Source organism: Brevibacterium sp. FME17, assembly GCF_014897515.1.
Taxonomy (GTDB): Bacteria; Actinomycetota; Actinomycetes; order Actinomycetales; family Brevibacteriaceae; genus Brevibacterium.
Window position 1 is genome coordinate 22244 of record NZ_JABUYD010000031.1, and the last position, 16941, is coordinate 39184.

The 16941-nt window shown below is 63.5% G+C and carries 15 protein-coding genes; 7 read left to right on the forward strand and 8 right to left on the reverse strand.

Annotation, left to right across the window (positions count from 1 at the left end):
• Positions 1-17 precede the first annotated feature (17 nt).
• The 8 genes from pstA to INT40_RS18845 form a co-directional block, all read right to left on the reverse strand.
• Positions 18-1157 (reverse strand): phosphate ABC transporter permease PstA, encoded by a 1140-nt coding sequence (gene pstA, locus INT40_RS18810; RefSeq protein ID WP_193096733.1) that lies wholly within the window; start codon positions 1155-1157, stop codon positions 18-20.
• 2 nt (positions 1158-1159) lie between these two features.
• Positions 1160-2050, reverse strand: a complete 891-nt coding sequence (gene pstC / locus INT40_RS18815) for a phosphate ABC transporter permease subunit PstC (protein ID WP_101573985.1) — start codon at positions 2048-2050, stop codon at positions 1160-1162.
• Positions 2051-2286: 236 nt separating this feature from the next.
• Positions 2287-3390: a phosphate ABC transporter substrate-binding protein PstS gene (gene pstS, locus INT40_RS18820; protein WP_101573987.1), complete on the reverse strand. Its 1104-nt coding sequence runs from the start codon at positions 3388-3390 to the stop codon at positions 2287-2289.
• A 206-nt stretch (positions 3391-3596) separates the two neighbouring features.
• The gene (locus tag INT40_RS18825; RefSeq protein WP_101573887.1) at positions 3597-4571 is read right to left on the reverse strand and encodes an NUDIX hydrolase; all 975 of its coding nucleotides are present in this window, start codon (positions 4569-4571) and stop codon (positions 3597-3599) included.
• Complete coding sequence (locus INT40_RS18830; protein WP_193096734.1) at positions 4568-6712, reverse strand: RNA degradosome polyphosphate kinase; 2145 nt, start codon at positions 6710-6712, stop codon at positions 4568-4570. The genes INT40_RS18825 and INT40_RS18830 overlap by 4 nt, the downstream gene beginning before the upstream one ends.
• Before the next feature lie 2 nt (positions 6713-6714).
• Positions 6715-7659, reverse strand: a complete 945-nt coding sequence (gene mshD / locus INT40_RS18835) for a mycothiol synthase (RefSeq protein ID WP_193096735.1) — start codon at positions 7657-7659, stop codon at positions 6715-6717.
• On the reverse strand, positions 7656-8579 hold the full coding sequence (locus tag INT40_RS18840) for a winged helix-turn-helix domain-containing protein (RefSeq protein ID WP_193071281.1): 924 nt from the start codon (positions 8577-8579) through the stop codon (positions 7656-7658). The genes mshD and INT40_RS18840 overlap by 4 nt, the downstream gene beginning before the upstream one ends.
• A gap of 118 nt (positions 8580-8697) precedes the next feature.
• The gene (locus INT40_RS18845) at positions 8698-9501 is read right to left on the reverse strand and encodes a class I SAM-dependent methyltransferase (RefSeq protein WP_101573893.1); all 804 of its coding nucleotides are present in this window, start codon (positions 9499-9501) and stop codon (positions 8698-8700) included.
• A 222-nt stretch (positions 9502-9723) separates the two neighbouring features.
• On the opposite strand from INT40_RS18845, the gene INT40_RS18850 reads away from it, so the two are divergent.
• The 7 genes from INT40_RS18850 to INT40_RS18880 all read left to right on the forward strand — a co-directional run bounded on the left by INT40_RS18850 (position 9724) and on the right by INT40_RS18880 (position 16796).
• Positions 9724-10527 carry an ammonia permease gene (locus INT40_RS18850; RefSeq protein WP_257930215.1) on the forward strand — a complete coding sequence of 268 codons (804 nt, stop codon included), beginning with the start codon at positions 9724-9726 and terminating at the stop codon, positions 10525-10527.
• A 216-nt stretch (positions 10528-10743) separates the two neighbouring features.
• The gene (locus INT40_RS18855) at positions 10744-11343 is read left to right on the forward strand and encodes an FABP family protein (protein WP_101573895.1); all 600 of its coding nucleotides are present in this window, start codon (positions 10744-10746) and stop codon (positions 11341-11343) included.
• 1 nt (position 11344) lies between these two features.
• Entirely contained in the window at positions 11345-12583 is a 1239-nt protein-coding gene (locus INT40_RS18860; RefSeq protein ID WP_193071201.1) for a YgfZ/GcvT domain-containing protein, read from the forward strand.
• 229 nt (positions 12584-12812) lie between these two features.
• Positions 12813-14177: a 4-aminobutyrate--2-oxoglutarate transaminase gene (gene gabT, locus INT40_RS18865; RefSeq protein WP_101573899.1), complete on the forward strand. Its 1365-nt coding sequence runs from the start codon at positions 12813-12815 to the stop codon at positions 14175-14177.
• Between the two features lie 222 nt (positions 14178-14399).
• Entirely contained in the window at positions 14400-14600 is a 201-nt protein-coding gene (locus INT40_RS18870) for a hypothetical protein (RefSeq protein WP_101573901.1), read from the forward strand.
• Positions 14601-14784: 184 nt separating this feature from the next.
• Positions 14785-16104, forward strand: coding sequence for a sensor histidine kinase (locus INT40_RS18875; RefSeq protein ID WP_193096736.1), 1320 nt, complete (start codon positions 14785-14787; stop codon positions 16102-16104).
• Positions 16101-16796 (forward strand): response regulator transcription factor, encoded by a 696-nt coding sequence (locus INT40_RS18880; RefSeq protein WP_193096737.1) that lies wholly within the window; start codon positions 16101-16103, stop codon positions 16794-16796. Before INT40_RS18875 ends, INT40_RS18880 begins: the two co-directional genes overlap by 4 nt.
• The last annotated feature ends 145 nt before the right edge of the window (positions 16797-16941 follow it).

A 16941-nucleotide genomic window follows, 5' to 3' on the forward strand; every position in this document is an offset into this window, starting at 1 on the left:
GGGGTCTCAGCGCTTCATCAGCGTCCTGTCTTCGGTGCGAGCACTCGCGCGATGATTCGGGCCAGGAGGTTGAGCACCATGACCAGAGTGACGAGGACGAGGGCTGCCGCCCAGGCGCGCTCCGAACTGGCCAGTGCCGCATCGCCGGGAGAGACCGGACGCAGCTGCGAATCGTAGATGTAGGTCGGCAGCGTCGACATCCAACCGGAGAACAGGTTCCAGTTGAGTGTCTTGGCGAATCCGGCGGTGACCATGATCGGAGCGGTTTCGCCGATGACGCGGGCGATTGCAATGGTGATTCCGGAGAGGATGCCCGACACCGAGGTGGGCAGAACGATCTTGACGATCGTCTTCCACTTCGGCACGCCCAGAGCATAGGAGGCCTCACGCAGATCCATCGGCACCAGTCGCAGGATCTCCTCCGTGTTGCGCACGACGATCGGAATCATGAGCACGGACAGCGCGACCGCGGCGGTGAAGCCGGTCTTGGCGATGCCTGCCGCATCCGGCATGATGAAGTTCGCGATGGTGGAGAACAGGGCGAAGGCGAAGAGGCCGGCGACGATCGAGGGGATGCCGGTCATCACGTCGACGAGGAAGGTGATGGCCTTGCCCAATCTGTTCTTCTCTGAGTACTCGACGAGGTAGATCGCGGTCAGCACGCCGATGGGGATCGAGATGATGCAGGCCATGACCGTGATCAGGACGGTGCCGACGATCGCGTGGTAGAAGCCGCCTGCCATCGTCGTTTCACCGGCGACGTACTGCTGATCGAGGACGCCCTTCATGCCGAGCATGGTGCGGGTGAGGAGGTCGAAGCTGATGGCGGCTCCGCCCTTAGTGACGGTCATCCAGAGCAGAGAGATGAGGGGAACACAGGCGAGGATGAACGACGAGGTGACGACTGTCGTCGCTACCCTGTCGGTGGCCTTGCGGCGGCCCTCGTAGGCTCCGGAGAGTGCGAACACAGCCACCACATTGATGATTCCGGCGAGGACCGCGACGACCGGGATATTGAAGCCGCTGAACGCGATGAAGCTGATGATGGTCGCAATGATGACCGAAGCCACGGCCACCACCCAGGGAGTGGCCTTGGGCAGCTGCTTGGAGGCGAGGGTGCGAGGAGCGGTCGTCGAATTATTCGTAGTAGTCAACATTCTCAACTGCCCTTCACCGAGGTCTTGGCAACGATTGCGCGTGCTCCCATGTTCACCAGCAAAGTGATGACGAAGAGGACGAGGCCGACCGTGATCAGCTCGGACAGCCGCAGTCCGGCGGCTTCGGGGAAGTTCTGCGCGATCTCAGAGGCGATGGTCTGGTTGCCGCTGACCACCAGGGATGCGGTGAGGAGACCGGGGGAGAGGATCATAGCCACTGCCATCGTTTCGCCGAGTGCGCGGCCGAGGCCGAGCATGGTCGCCGAGGCGATGCCGGACTTTCCGAACGGCAGCACCGACATCCGGATCATCTCCCAGCGCGTGGCGCCGAGAGCCAAAGCCGCTTCTTCCTGCAGACGTGGAGTCTGCAGGAAGATCTCCCGGGTCAGGGAGGTGATGATCGGCAGGATCATGATGGAGAGCACCAGCGAAGCGGTCAGCAGTGTGCGTCCTGTGTTCGACACGGCGCCGTCGGCATCGGGCGCGAAGATCGGGATCCAGCCGAACCACTTCGACAGCCACAGGTAGAACGCGGTGAGGTTGCCGGCCAGGGCGATCCCCCACAGACCGTAGACGACGGAGGGGATCGCGGCGAGCAGGTCGATGACGTAGCCGAGGACCGGTGCCAGCTTCCGTGGCGCCATGTGTGTGGTGAACAGCGCGATGCCCAACGCGAAGGGGGTGGCCACGAGCAGAGCGATGGCGGAGGAGATCAGTGTGCCGATGACGAGCGGCCAGACGTAGGAGAAGAATCCGTTGCCGCCGGTGATCGAGCTCGGATCGTTGATCTGGGCTTCGATGGTGTCCTTGGACTGTGCCAGTAGGAACAGGGCGACGCCTGCCAAGATGAGCAGGATCAGGATGCCGGCGATGAGCGTTGCGGCCGAGAAGATTCGGTCACCGGGACGAACGACGGCTTTGGGCTTCTGGCCCGTGCCGGACTCGGGATTTGAGTCCGGTTCAGGTGCTCCGGCAGGGCCGGACACTGTGGTCTGTGTGCTGGTCGGCACAAGTGCTCCTCATGAAACTTGCGGTGGATCCGGTGGGCAGATCCCTAGGCGCCGAAGAGCGGCGCAGGGTCGCTGCGCCGCTCTTCGACTTATCATTTCTGCAGGTCAGTGGCCAAGAATCAGCCTTCAACCTTGATCGAATCGATGACGGTTTCGATCTGCGAACGCAGGTCGTCCGACAGTGGAGCTGAGCCGGCGGAATCCGCTGCGGACTTCTGTCCTTCTTCGGAGACGACGAACTTCTCCCAGGCCTTGACCATGTCCACGGTCTCCTGATCCTTGTAGGACGAGCAGACGACGTGGTAGGAGACGAGGACGATCGGGTAGGCGCCCGATTCGGTGGTGTCGCGGGCCAGGTCGAAGGCGAGGTCGCCTTCGCTGCGGCCCTTGACCTTGTCGGAGGCATCGACGACCTTGGAGGCGGCATCGGCGGAGAGCTCGACGTATTCGTCGCCGACCTTCACCTTGGCCGTGCTCAGCTTGCCGACCGCCGAGGCGTCGGCGTAGCCGATGGCTCCATCGGTGTCGGAGACGGTCTGCACGACACCGTCGGTGCCCTGTGCGGCTTCACCACCGAAGTCCTTCGGGAAATCTCCGCTGACCTCTGCGTCCCAGTCCTTCTCTGCCGTGGCTTTGAGGTACTCGGCGAAGTTCTCCGTGGTGCCGGAGTCATCGGCACGGTGAACGGCCGTGATCTTCGTGTCGGGCAGTTTGGCATCAGGGTTGTCGGCTTTGATGGCCTTGTCATTCCACTTGCTGATATCGCCCTTGAAGATCTTGGCGATGGTCGAGGGGGCGAGGTTGAGCTCGTCGACGCCCTTGACGTTGAACGTCACTGCGATCGGGGAGATGTAGACCGGGAATTCGTAGGCACCATCGGCGCCGCAGGCTTCCTTGCCCTGCTTGGCCTCGTCGTCGTCGAGGTGGGCGTCGGAACCGGCGAACTGAGCATTTCCGGCTAGGAACTGCTCACGGCCTGCACCCGAACCGTCAGGGGAGTAGTTGACGGTGACGCCGGAGTTCTCTGCGGCGAAATCGGCGGTCCATGCGTCCATCGCGGCCTTCTGCGATGAAGCACCGATGCCGGTGAGGGTGCCCTGCAGGTCGCTGTCGCCACCGCTGCTTGCTTCCTCTCCGGTAGCAGAGGTTCCACCGCATGCCGACAAGGTGAGTGCGCCGGCTGCGAGGATTGCAGCGGATGGTGCCAGGTGCTTCAGCTTCACGAAGTTGCCTTTCGAGTATGAGAACACTGTTCGAGCTTGCTCGATCTTTCGTGTCCCACGCTAAGGATCGTGTGTAAAGGCTGGGGAGTGGCTTAGTGAACGGAAGGTGAATGACTCCTGAAGGCTTCACGTCCAGGGGAGTGCTCGGTCACAGGGATACCCGAATTTATGAAAGGATCATTGTCGGTACGACATGAAGGTGCCGTTCAGGAGTCGATCGGGCGGAACCGCTCGAATTCGACGATGCGGGGAACCGGACCCGGACGCACATAGGCGACGAGGACCTCACCGGGTTTGAGATAGGGGTCTTCATGGGGCAGCTTCTCCGCGATGCGCTGGGGGGCGTGCTTCGCATAGATGTCAAGGATCAGCGGCAGGACCGGCCGGTGGGTGCAGTAGATGACCGGTTTGCCCTTCTCCAGCAGCTTCTCGATGTATCGAGCGGTCTTGTCGGGATCCGCGGTGCTCGCCTTCTCACTCAGACACGAGACCTTGCGGATGGACTTCCCGGTCGCCGCGGACAGCGGAGCGAGGGTGGCCATGCAGCGCTTCCAGGGGCTCGAGATCAGTTTCTTCGCCCCCCACGCCGAGAGCAGCCCGGTCAGCGCCATGGCCTGGCGGGTGCCCAAGGCCAGCAGTGGACGCACATGCTCGGTCTCGTGCCATTTCGCTCGGGGAAAGGCCTTCCCGTGGCGGACGAGGATCAGCGGCCAGGCGCGCAGAGCGTCGGTCGAATCGAACTTCTCCAGCGCGTCGAGCTGGTCGCGATCGGCATAGGAGGTCAGTTTCGTCCGCGCCTCAGCGACGGGAAACCATCTGACTTCGTCGACCTCGCGTTTGTTCACTGGTGCGAAGGTGTGCTCGCCCTTGATCTGAGCTGACCAGTAGAAGACCTTCTTCAGGTTCTTCCCGCCGACCATGTATTCGGCGGTCGGCAGGGGCACGCCGAGGCAGATGTCGAGTCCCGTCTCCTCCTTGACCTCGCGGATTGCAGTCTCGGGAAGGGTCTCGCCGGACTCCACCTTGCCCTTGGGCCACGACCAGTCGTTGTAGCGGGGACGGTGGATGAGTGCGACCTCGAGCCCTTCGCCGCCCGTGCGCCAGCACAGAGCACCAGCGGCGAGGACATCGGCGGTGACGCGTGAAGACGCCTGCGCGGAACCGACCGATTTCGGGCTCACTCCTCTTCCCCGATCTGTCGACGCTTGCGATGACGGCGGATGAGCTCCGTCTGGTATTCGGTGAGACGCTTGCCCTGATCGTCGTGGGTGCTGCGCGTCCACTTGCCGTTCCCGGCAAGGTCGAACGCCGAGGTGGTGTCGGCGAAGGCGAGGTCGAAGAGTTCGATGACCTCGGCCTTGTGGTTCGGAGCGATGAGCTCGACGAGGGTTTCGACGCGACGGTCGAGGTTGCGGTGCATCATGTCCGCTGACCCGATGTAGACGATGGGATCGCCGCCGTTGCCGAAGACGAACGCCCTCGAATGTTCCAGGAATCGGCCCAGTACGGACCGGACGGTGATGTTCTCACTCAATCCGGGAATTCCTGGACGCAGAGCGCAGATGCCGCGGACGAAGACCTCGACGTGAACTCCTGCTTTGGAGGCCATGTAGAGGGCATCGATGATCGCCTCGTCGACGATGGAGTTGACCTTGATTCGGATCATGCCGGCACCGCCCGCCTCGGCGATGTCGATCTCCTTGCTGATGAGGTCCATCAGCCCCGAACGGACCCGGGTGGGGGCGACGAGCAGGCGCGAGTACTCGGCACGGGGCGCATAGCCGGAGAGCTGGTTGAACAGCTTCGTCAGGTCATCGGCGACGTTCTTGTCCTTGGTCAGCAGCCCGAAGTCCTCGTAACCGCGCGCGGTCTTCGGGTGGTAGTTGCCGGTGCCGACGTGGCAATAGCGTGTCAGACCCTCGGCCTCCTGACGCACGACCAGGGAAAGCTTCGCGTGAGTCTTGAGTCCGACGATTCCGTAGACGACGTGGACACCGGCGCGTTCGAGCTTGCGCGCCCACGTGATGTTGGCCTCCTCGTCGAAGCGGGCCTTGATCTCCACGACCGCGAGCACCTGGATGCCTGCCTGCGCAGCGTCGACGAGGGCATCGATGATCGGGGAGTCCCCGGAGGTGCGGTAGAGGGTCTGTTTGATGGCGAGCACGTTCTTGTCCGCCGCCGCCTGCTCGAGGAAGGCCTGCACGCTCGTCGAGAACGAATCGTAGGGGTGGTGGAGCAGGATGTCACGGTTGCCCACGGCCGCGAAGACGTCGACCTGATCGCTGGACTCACGCAGCGACAGGTCCTTGTTCATCTGCGGGACCATCTTGCGGAAGTGCAGGTCATCGCGCGGGACGTCGGCGATATCGGACATTCCGGAGAGGTCGAGCGGGGTGGGCAGGCGGTAGATCTCAGGCTCGTCGATGCCGAGTTCGTCCTTGAGCATCTCGCGGACCCGGGGGTGGATGTTCTCCGTGATCTCCAAGCGGACGGCTGGTCCGAAGCGACGCCGCAGAAGCTCCTTCTCCAGGGCTTTGAGGAGGTTCTCCGCATCGTCCTCTTCGACCTCGACGTCCTCATTGCGGGTGACGCGGAAGGTCGAGTGATGGATGATCTCCATGCCCTCGAAGAGCGTGCCTAGGTGTTCGGCGATGATGTCCTCGAGCGCGACGAAGCGGGCGGGCACATCGCGACCGACGGGACGATCGGAATTGGCTGCGACGTTGAAGAACCGGGGCAGACGCGGCGGCACCTTGACCCGGGCGAAGAGTTCCTTGCCGGAGTCCTGGTAGCGCAGCAGGACGCCGAGATTGAGCGAGAGTCCAGAGATGTAGGGGAACGGGTGGGCCGGGTCCACTGCGAGCGGGGTGAGGACGGGGAAGACGTGTCCGGCGAAGAACTCGTCGACGCGGGCGCGTTCATTCTCGGTGAGCTCGTCCACCTGGACCTTCGTGATCGACTCCGCATCGAGGCGGGGGCCGATGTCGTCCTTGAGCAGGGCCGCGTGGCGGGTCATGAGGTCGTGGGCGCGGATCCCGATCGCATGCATGACCTGAAGCGGCATCCGGCCGGTGACGCTGGGCACGGCCAGTCCGGTGTTGATGCGGCGTTTGAGACCGGCGACGCGGACCATGAAGAACTCGTCGAGGTTGGTCGCGAAGATAGAGAGGAATCGGACCCGCTCCAGCAGCGGCATATCAGGGTCGGAGGCGAGGTCGAGGACACGCTCGTTGAACGCCAGCCAGCTCAGCTCCCGGTCGAGGAATCGATCCTCTGGCTCCGGCAGACCCATCTCCGCTCCGGCTGCAGTGATGTCGTACATCGTTACTCCTGATTGCGTTCGGTCGAAGAAGCCGGCGCATAGGACACGTGCGCCACCGCGACATGGAATCCCAGCCGCTCGTACAAGCCTAGCGCCGGTGCATTATCGGACTCGACGTAGAGTTCGATCACGTTCGCGCCGGCGGCGACCATCCTGCGCATTCCCTCGACCGTCAGCGCCTTGCCCACGCCCTTGGCATGGATGCTCGGGTCGACACCGACCACATAGACCTCGCCGAGGCGGCCCTCATCGTCGAAGTCCGTGAGCTTGGTCTGGTGGAATCCGATGACCCGATCATCGCGGATCGCGAGGACCACAGAATCCGGGTCGAAGTCGGATTCCTGGATGATCTCAGCGAAGTCCTCCGGTGTCTGCGAGCCCTGCTCGGGGTGCCAGTCGAAGGCCGCATTGTTGACTCGCCGCCAGCCTTCCTCATCGCCGGGGGCGAAGGAGCGGATGGTGACGCCGTCGGGGGCAGAGGTCTGCGGCAGGTCTTCGAGGCGAAGACCGGTGTCGGTGCGCATCTGATAGAGCACCCGCTCGCGCCCGAGTCCATGCTTCTTCGCCAGTGCCTGTGCGGCGGGGTGGTCACCGTGCGACCAGCACCAGGAGGTGGGTTCTTCGTCAAGGATCGTCGACAGCAATACCCCGCCCAGGCCGTGGCCGCGGTGTTCGGGGGCGATGAGGAACTCGGCTGCATGTCGGTCCCCCTGGAGGGCGCGGATGCCGAAGCCGATGAGAGTCTCATCCTCGTCATAGATCCGCCATACGCTCGAGGCCGTCTGCGCCGAATGTGCTTCGTCCTCGCCGGTGGCGATGGACAGGAGTCCGCCGGAGATCTCAGCGGACCCATCGGCTGCGCTCACGCGGTCGAGGAAGGCCAGCTCCGCCTCGGCGAGGGTGGCGATCGGGGTTTCGGTCACGGCTCCGCTGGCTTCGATTCTCATACCTTCACGTCCTCCTCGTTCGACTCTGCTTCTGGCTGCTCGTGCTCCGACTCCTGGTCAGCGTCGGCCTCCTGGCCGGTGTCGGACTTCTGGCCGGTGTCAGACTCTGCCCCATCACCGTGCGCGGCCGCGGAATCGGGGCTGAAGCGATAGCCGACGTAGCGGACGGTGTGGATGGCGTTTTCGAAGTCTTTGCCGAGTTTCGCACGCAGGCGGCGGACATGCACATCGACGGTGCGGGTACCGCCGTAGTAGTCATCGCCCCAGACCGCGAGCAGGAGCTCGTCGCGGGTGAAGACACGTTCGGGGTGCATTGCGAAGAATTTCAGCAGGGCGAATTCGCGGTAGGTCAGGTCGAGGCTGCGCGGGCCCAGGTGTGCGGTGAAGGCGGTTTCGTCGATGCGCAGGGCCCCGCTGACGACGATCATGGGTTCGCCCTCGCTCGTCCACGGGCCGCTGGTTTTCCACGACGTTCTCTCGGACCGTGATCCGCCGGTTCCCGTTGTCGACGCGGACCCACCGGGCCCGGCTTCCCGCGATGTGACACCGTGTGGCACCTGCGTTGCGTGATGATCACGTGCCAGACGCAGGCGGGCCTCCACCTCGGCGGGGCCGGCAGTGGTGAGGACGATGTCAGACACGTTCCATTTCGCCGAGGCGGTGGCCAGTCCGCCTTCGCTGAGCACGACGATGATCGGGGCGTCGATACGGGCCCGGGCCACCACCTCGGCGATGGCAGGTGCCAGGGACAGGTCGAAGCAGGCATCGGCGACGATGACGTCGGCAGTGATCGACTCGGTGTCAGTCCGGCGCAGCTGATCGATGCTGAGGCGTTGAACCTGATGGCCGAGGTACTGCAGAGATTCCGGGGCCAGGAGGGGGTCGTGCGGGGACGCGGGGCAGATGTGCAGGATTCGCATGTGCTTCATCCACCTCCTCGGATTCGGCGCGGCCGCTGAAGGTGCGGCCTGGGGAAAGTATACCGAGGCTGTCGGGCGGAGGGAGCTGGGTCACGGAGGTGAGGGGCTGCGTATCCGTTCAGGCGGCTGGCTTGCGCCCTGCCGTGTAGGTCAGTGAGAAGATGCGTGCACGGAATTCGGGCTCCGTCAGCATGGTGCGGTACCGCTCCATGTCTTCCATACTCAGCCCAGTGGCCAACAGCGGCACCTCCGCCTGCCTGCTCAGATTTGATTGATACATCGCCCAGGGACCTCCGCCGCGGGCAAGAGGGACGACATGTTCGGCGACGACATCGCTGAGTCCGGCAGCGAACATGGCTGCTTCGGTGCGGTCTGCCCACGAGTAGTCGTGCCCGGCGGCCGGTCCGACCTGCCGATACGCAGCGTCGTTATAGTTGCGCCAGACTTCATGATCGGATTCCTCTGGGGCCACGAGGAGTTCCTCGGCGAGGCCCACATCCGCAAGGACGAGCCAGCCTCCCGGTGCCAGCCCATCGACGAGTGACGCGAATATCTCTTCTCGCGCGGTCAAGTGAGTCAGGACGATTCGCGCGTGGATGAGGTCGAAGGGGCCGGCAGGGACTCCTTCGCGGATGTCGTGTCGACGCGGCTCGACTCCGGGAGTCTTCGGCAGGTGTGTCGTGTCGAGGTCGATTGCCAACACCTGACCGTCGGAGTGCTCGGCGATCATCCTGGCCACGGATCCATTCCCCGCTCCGATCTCCAGCGACCGTGGAGAGGCCGACAGCGGTAGGGAATTCAGGACCGAACGCGTGTGTGCGTCGAAGAGCGCGGACAGTGAGTTGAGCTGCTGCGCTCCCAGGTCCGATCCGTTGTCGAAGAGATAGTGGTCGCCGGATGAGGCCGGTTTCATCGTTGTCATGCTGTCCTCCGTTTGGGCCAAGGAGTTGAACGATTCGGTTGAGCAGTTTCAGTTGTGCAGATTCGGTCAGCGTAGGCGTGGCCGGTGGGCGTGACCAGGCCCGGCCGTGACTCAGGTCGATGCCCGCGTAGGCGGCCTCTCGCGGGCGCCCCGGGCCTCATGGGGGATCGCCGATACTGGCCCAGATCGCGTCGCCGCGGCCGAGTAAGGCACGATAGTGCTGTGATCAGATGGATTCGAGTAGCTGTTGCCCTGGTACTGGCCCTGGCCCTCAGTGCCTCCGTGTACTGGGGCTACACCTTGTTTCTGCTGGCGACGGGGCTCATCGTCTTCGGCGTCGCCTACGGCTGGCCCCGGCTGACGGACTCTCCGCAGCCCCGTGCGACCTCGATCATGCTGTTCCTCTTCGGTGTGGCCGGACTGCTCGCGGCATTCCGCGACAGCACCGCACCCTATCTGGACTGGCTTCCAGTTCTGGCGGGCCTCGGACTGCTGTGGACCTTCGTGCAGAACCTCACTCGAGGCATGGGTGCCTCGGACGCCGTGGCCAACGTCTCGGCGCAGGTCGCGGGCGTGGTCATCGCCCTGTCCGCGAGTACCTGGGTAGCGGCGATCACCGTACCCGGTGAGAAAGAGTCGATCGTGGTGGGACTCGTCTCACTCATCGTCGCCGGCTGTATGACAGCTCTGCCCTGGCCGGCGATCTACACATCTCCGCTGGCGATTGCGATGTCGACCGCGGTCGCTGGGATCCTCTCCGTCCTCATCTTCACCGGCTCTCTCAGCTGGCCCGTGTCGCTGATCCTCGGCGCGATCATGGGGCTGCTGGTGGCCGGAGTCGACCGCATGCTCGGGCTCATCGCCCACAGCCAGTACCAGGCTGTGAGCCTTGAAGTCTCGCAGAACATCGAGTTGAAGAAGAACGTGGAGAAGGCCCGCAGCTTCGCCGTGCAGCTCGCTCTCGGCGCCACCCCCATCGCCCTCGGCGGCGTCGTCGTCTACTCCCTGGAACGCATCGCTCTGTGACCTCGGGCTGACCTTGAGCGGAAGCCGGGCCGACCTCGGGCTGAGGTCTTGGCCTGGGTGCACACTCCGCTGTCAGGAAATGTAGACTGGGAGCATGGAAAACCTTGTCGCTCTCGAAATCGTCTTCACCAGTCTCGTCGGCATTGCCGCACTCGGCGCCCTGGGCGTCGGAGTCAAGGTTGTCACGGCGCTGTTCAAAGACAATCGCTGAACTCAATGATCGAACTTGATTCCTCGGTTCACCCCGAGCTCGTTCCCCTGTCTTGGCTCATCGGTTCGTGGGAAGGCGTCGGAGTCGTCGGCTACGCGGACACCCCCGAGAAGCAGTTCGGGCAGCGCGTCGATTTCACCGCCCACCCCGGAACTCCGTTCCTGCAGTACACCGCGCATGCGTGGCTGCTGAGTGAGGACGGCGAACTGGAGTCGACGCTGACCCTGGAGACAGGGATCTGGCAGCTGGTGCGCCCGCGCGATGCCGGCGACGTGGGCCCCGGAATGCTCATTCCGACCGAGGACCCGCATTTCACCACGGCCGCTGCCGTGGAGACCCTGCGCACGAACGACGACGGATTCGAGATCGAAGCCGAGATCGTCCACCCGCACGGAGTGATGGAACTCTACGCAGGCCACGTCAAGGGACCACGCATCGACCTCTCCACCGATGTCGTCGCCCGGACCAAGACTGCGAAGGAATACACGGCCTCGACCCGCATGTACGGCCTCGTCGGCGGGGAGCTCATGTGGGCCTGGGACATGGCCGCACTGGGTCACGAACTCGCCACGCACTCCTCGGCCCGACTGAAGAAGATCGCCTGACATGATCGACCCCGACTCCGAGAATTCTGCCTCCCAGGTTCCCGACGACGCAGCCAAAGCGTCTGAGGCGGATGCAAACCTGCCTGAGGCGGAAGCCACACAGGCCCGCCCCTCATCACTGAGCCGTCCGCTGAGTTCCACCGCGGTCGTCGGTGAAGGCGTACTGCAGCACACGCCGCTGCACTACGGTTCACCGCTGCGCGAGCAGCGCGCACTATTGGAGAAGGGTGCGATCGTCGACCTGCCTCATCTGCGCATCCTGCGTCTGAGCGGAGCAGATCGCCTCACCTGGTTGAACTCCATCACCACACAGAAACTCGACACTCTCGCTCCGGGCGTCGGCACAGAGACCCTGGTCCTGGACCCGAACGGTCGCATCGAAGGCTGGCTGAAGCTCGTCGACGACGGTGAGACTCTGTGGGCGATCAGCGAACTGCGCACCGACGAAACCCTCGAATTCCTGCGCAAGATGGTCTTCATGATGCGCGTGACGATCGAGGACGTCAGCGACGAATTCCAATGCCTCGGCGCCATCGTCACTCTGCCGGACAGCCTGCCCGTGACCCAGCTGTGGACCGACCCCTGGCCGCACATCGGCACAGGCTCGGCATCGTACGCGCAGGTCGATCTCGGCCTCGAGGTGGCAGGGGAGGATCACCCCGGGCTCGAGACCCAGTTCGTCATCGGCATCATTGCGCGAACGGACCTGCAGGCCACCTCGGCGAACAATTTCACGATGGCTGGCTACGACGCCTGGGAGGCCCTGCGGATTGCCGCCTGGCGCCCCGGTGTGAACGAAGTCGATCACAAATCGCTCGTCGGCGAACTCGATCTGCTGCGTACCTCGGTGCACTTGGCCAAGGGCTGCTACCGCGGCCAGGAGGCCGTGGCGCGCGTGCACAACCTGGGCCAGCCGCCTCGGCGTCTCGTCTTCGTCCATCTCGACGGATCCGGGCACATTCAGCCCGAGGCCGGCACCGAGGTGCTCGCTGAGGTTCGCGGAGCCGAGCGTTCCGTGGGTCAGCTGACCTCGGTTGCTCTGCATTGGGAGCTGGGTCCGATCGGGCTGGCCGTGATCAAACGTAACCTGTCCGTCGAGGCGCCGCTGAGCTTCGACCTCGGCGATGATTCGCCCCCCGTGGCCGGCGCCCAGGAGACGATCGTCGCGACCGTGCGTGAACACGACATCGACCTGCCGAGTCGCAACAAAGACGTCGACATGCGGAATCAGAAGCGCTGAGTTTTTCCCTCAGCTGAAACCGTGGCCGGGTCCACATGAAATCGCAGTCGATCCCGCCACGGTGGTCCTCTGCGGCGGTATGAAGCGGTCCGTGAGCGCATTTGGCACGCTTTCTGAGCAGCACTGAGAGCAACGAATTTCGCATTGCCTGCTTCTGTGATGGACGTGATCTGTTCAGCCTGCGGACGGTAAGTGACAAGTACCGTCGTGAGGCTCTATTGTTCCCGTTATGACAGCTTTGGAAACTGGCGGAGAAGCTCTGCCGCAGGAACGTAAGATCGTGACCGAGATCCCCGGGCCGAAGTCCCGTGAACTCGAGGCTCGCCGCAAGTCGGCAGTGGCCCCTGGAGTCGGTTCCAGCCTGCCCGCCTATGTGGTGGCCGCCGGCGGTGGAATCCTCAAGGACGTCGATGGCAACCAGATCATCGACCTCGGAGCCGGTATCGCCGTGACGACCGCAGGAAACTCGAATCCTCGGGTCGTCAAGGCTGCCGCCGAGCAGCTCGAGTCCTTCACCCACACCTGCTTCATGGTCAACCCGTATGAGGGCTACGTCGAGGTCGCCGAGGCACTCAACCGTCTGACCCCGGGTGATCACGAGAAGCGTTCAATCCTGCTCAACTCCGGCGCCGAGGCTGTCGAGAATGCTGTCAAGATCGCCCGTGTCCACACCGGTCGTGACGCTGTCGTCGTCTTCGACCACGCCTACCATGGCCGCACCAACCTGACCATGTCGATGACTGCGAAGGCCAGCCCCTACAAGGCTGGGTTCGGCCCCTTCGCCGGCGAAGTCTACCGCGCCCCCATGTCCTACCCGTTCCGCGACAACGATGCGGCCGGCACCAAGGTCAGCGGCGAGGATGCGGCCAAACGCGTCATCACCATGATCGAGAAGCAGATCGGCGCCGAGCACGTCGCCGCGATCGTCATCGAACCGATCCAGGGTGAGGGCGGCTTCATCGTTCCAGCAGAGGGCTTCCTGCCCGCGCTGACAGAATTCGCCAAGGAGAAGGGCATCGTCTTCGTTGCTGACGAAGTCCAGGCTGGCTTCGCTCGTACCGGCAAGATGTTCGCCTCCGAATGGGAAGGCATCGTCCCCGACCTCATCACCACTGCCAAGGGCATCGCCGGCGGTCTGCCTCTCTCGGCCGTGACCGGTCGCGCAGAGATCATGGACTCGGTCGGACCGGGTCGCCTCGGCGGTACCTACGGCGGCAACCCAGTTGCCTGTGCGGCGGCACTAGGCGCCATCGCCTCCTATGAGGAAGACGGTCTGGTCGACAACGCAGCCCACATCGGTGAGATCGTCACCGATCGTCTCACCAAGCTGCAGGGCAAGTACCCGGAGGTCGGCGACGTTCGCGGCCGCGGCGCCATGATCGCTGCCGAGTTCGTTCAGCACGACTCGATCGACCCGAACCCTGACCTGGTCAAGAAGATCGCCGACCACTGTGCAAAGAACGGGGTCCTCGTGCTCACCACGGGAACCTTCGGCAATATCCTGCGCTTCCTGCCCCCGCTGACGATCTCCGATGAACTGCTGAACGACGCCTTCGACGTCATCGACGAGGCAATCGCCGCTTCGGTCGGCTGATGCGAGGATGGCCCCGCCTGTCGGGGTCACGTCTGTGAGTTGTGATGGCGGCGTGTCGACCTGTTGTGAGGTCGATACGCCGCCGTTCAACTGTCGTGGCCTCGAAAAAGTTCGGTGCCCATCTCTGAGGCAGAAGGATGTGGACCAAAAATGTCAGGAGCGCAATCTTGTCCACAGGGACAAACATCGGAGTCGATCAGCACAAGACGCGAGGTGAGTGAGGTGCGCGAGGAGGCTCGCCGTTCCTTGCTTCTCACCGGCTTGAGCTACCCGCTCTTCATTGCTGGAATCATCCTGCTGTTCACCGCCATAACAGTGCCAGGGGCCGTTCTGCTCGGCTCCGGAGTCTTCCTCATCGGCATCAACGAGCTGTGCGTCTATATAGCCCGAACAGGGCCAGTTCCACGGGGGATGGACCGGTGACATCAGTTCTCTGGGGAATATGGTGATGTCACCAGCTCCATCGGGGATGGTCCGGGTCATTCACGAGGGGCATGTTGTGGGGAGTGCATTTACAACGCTATCGCGTTCACAGTGAAAGGACATCGCACGTAAGTATGAGATTCTTCGAAGGCGGCAGGATTGCAGGTATAGCACAATAGGCTCCATGACATCAGCGTTAGACGACGGCAACAGGAGCGGAACCGCCCGATTGTGGCAATTACTCCGCGGGCCGCGCTTCGTGGACTTCCCGATCCGACTTCTCGCCCTCATCTTGGGGCTGACAGTGCTGATTCCGGGGTCATTCGAAATCGCTGAACCCCGCTACATGACCCTTCTCATCTGCGCCTATGCTCTGATCATCATCTCCCCATTCCTCCCCTTGGCGACGGTGTTCGTCTCGACCGGGCTGAGTCTCGTGTTCGTCGTGGCCTATCCCGATCTGGAGAACATGTTCCCCGAGGCGCTCATCTTCGCCACGGCAGTGCTGCTCAGCCACCGGCGATGGGTCGGTTCTGCCATCGGCACAGCGGGGCTGGTCATTTATCTCATCACCTGCACCGAGCTGGGAGCCTACGACGGTGGGATTGAGGGATTCGTCGATCTCGGATTCGGCTGGCTCACCTATTCCCTGCTCGGTTTGGCCGCAGGCTTCGTCGAGCTGAGGATCCAACGCGAGATCGGTCGCCGGGAGCGCGCCGCCGTGGAGCACCAGCAGGCCGTGGATTCCTTGCGTGCACGGTTCACCAGCGACATGCACGACACGATCTCGAATTCACTCGCAACAGAGGGCGCGATCATCAAAGCCCTGGCTAGGGGGTCGCAGGATCTCGACGCCAATCGGCAGCTCGCGGAGCTCTCCCTTGTCAACGCGGAAGCGTCGAAGCGTCTGCGTCGTCTCGTCGCTCAACTCAGCGACGGAGATGATCGACGCCCCAGGGTCCGCCTGCAGGCAGAGGCGAAGGCGCTGGCCGCTGCCATTGAGAACGGATGCGCAGCCGGAGGCGTGGCGCTGACGCTCAACGTCGGCAACTTGCCCCGATACGCCTCCCCGGTTCTGGGAGCACACTTCACCGCGATCATGCGCGAGCTGGCGACGAACGTCATCAGGCACGCCCTGCCTGAGACCAAGTCGAGTCTGACCGTTTCAGTCGAGCGTGACGTGACCGGGGAACGTGGTGACACTGAGGCGGCCGTTCTGCGTTTCCGCACCGAGAATGAGGCGGCGGCATTGCTGTCACACTCGCCCCGTTCTCTCAGTCGTCGCGCTCATGCACTGGGCGGAACCTGCACGACAGGGTCCGATCATCAGGGGCGCGTCGTCGTCGAAGTCACCCAGCCACTGAAATTCAACGCCTCGGCCGATGGCGACGAGGTCGACGCGGTCTGCGCGCGCGACGATTTCACCTCGGCGTCGCCATCCACACCGCCTCGCGAAACGAACGCCCACCGTGCTCAATCGACGGCGACGAGCGAGAGAACATGAGCGAATCGGGGGTCCCGGAGGTCGACGACCCACCGGCAGACGAGCTCATCACCGTGCTCATCGTCGACGACGATTCGTGGACGACGAGAGCAGTGGCGGCAGCGCTCGTCGATGACGGCGGGTTCTCAGTTCTCGAACCTCAGCACTCCGGTGACGACGCTGTCGAAGCATTCGACCGTCATCGTCCGGACCTTGTCCTCATGGACGTCAACATGCATCCCGGGATGAGCGGAGTCGATGCGACCAAGGAGATCAGGTCGCTCGACCCAGAAGCTCGGATCGTTCTGCTCACTACGGTCTCGCCCGGGCCGGGCATCACACGTGCACTCGAGGCCGGGGCGATAGCGGCGGTGAATAAGTCCGCGACCGATGTCGAGCTCGTCGGCGTCGCCCGGTCAGCAGCTGCGGGGGAGTCCCCAGCCCTGCTGCGTTCCTTGGCAGAGGACATCATGATCAGCGGTGATATCACCACGGACGTTCATGACGCGGTGCCCGAGCTGACTCGGAGCGAGAAGCTCCTGCTCACACAGATCTGTGAGGGTCTGGACTATGCGGAGATCGCGGAGCAACAGGTCCTCACCATCTACACGGTGAAGTCCCACGCCAGGAACCTGCGCATCAAGTTGGGTGCGAAGAATCTGGCACAGGTCGTCGTCCGCGCCATCCAGTACAAGTTCTACGTACCGGAATGACAAAGATGATGGCGAGCAGGAGACACCGAACGGTGCTGTGGGGCCTCATCTCTGCAGGCGCCGGTTGCCTTGTGCTGGTCTTCGGCGCAGCCCTGCGTGTCAGGGTGAGTTGAGTCCACCGGTTCATAGCAAGTCCGCCTTCGCA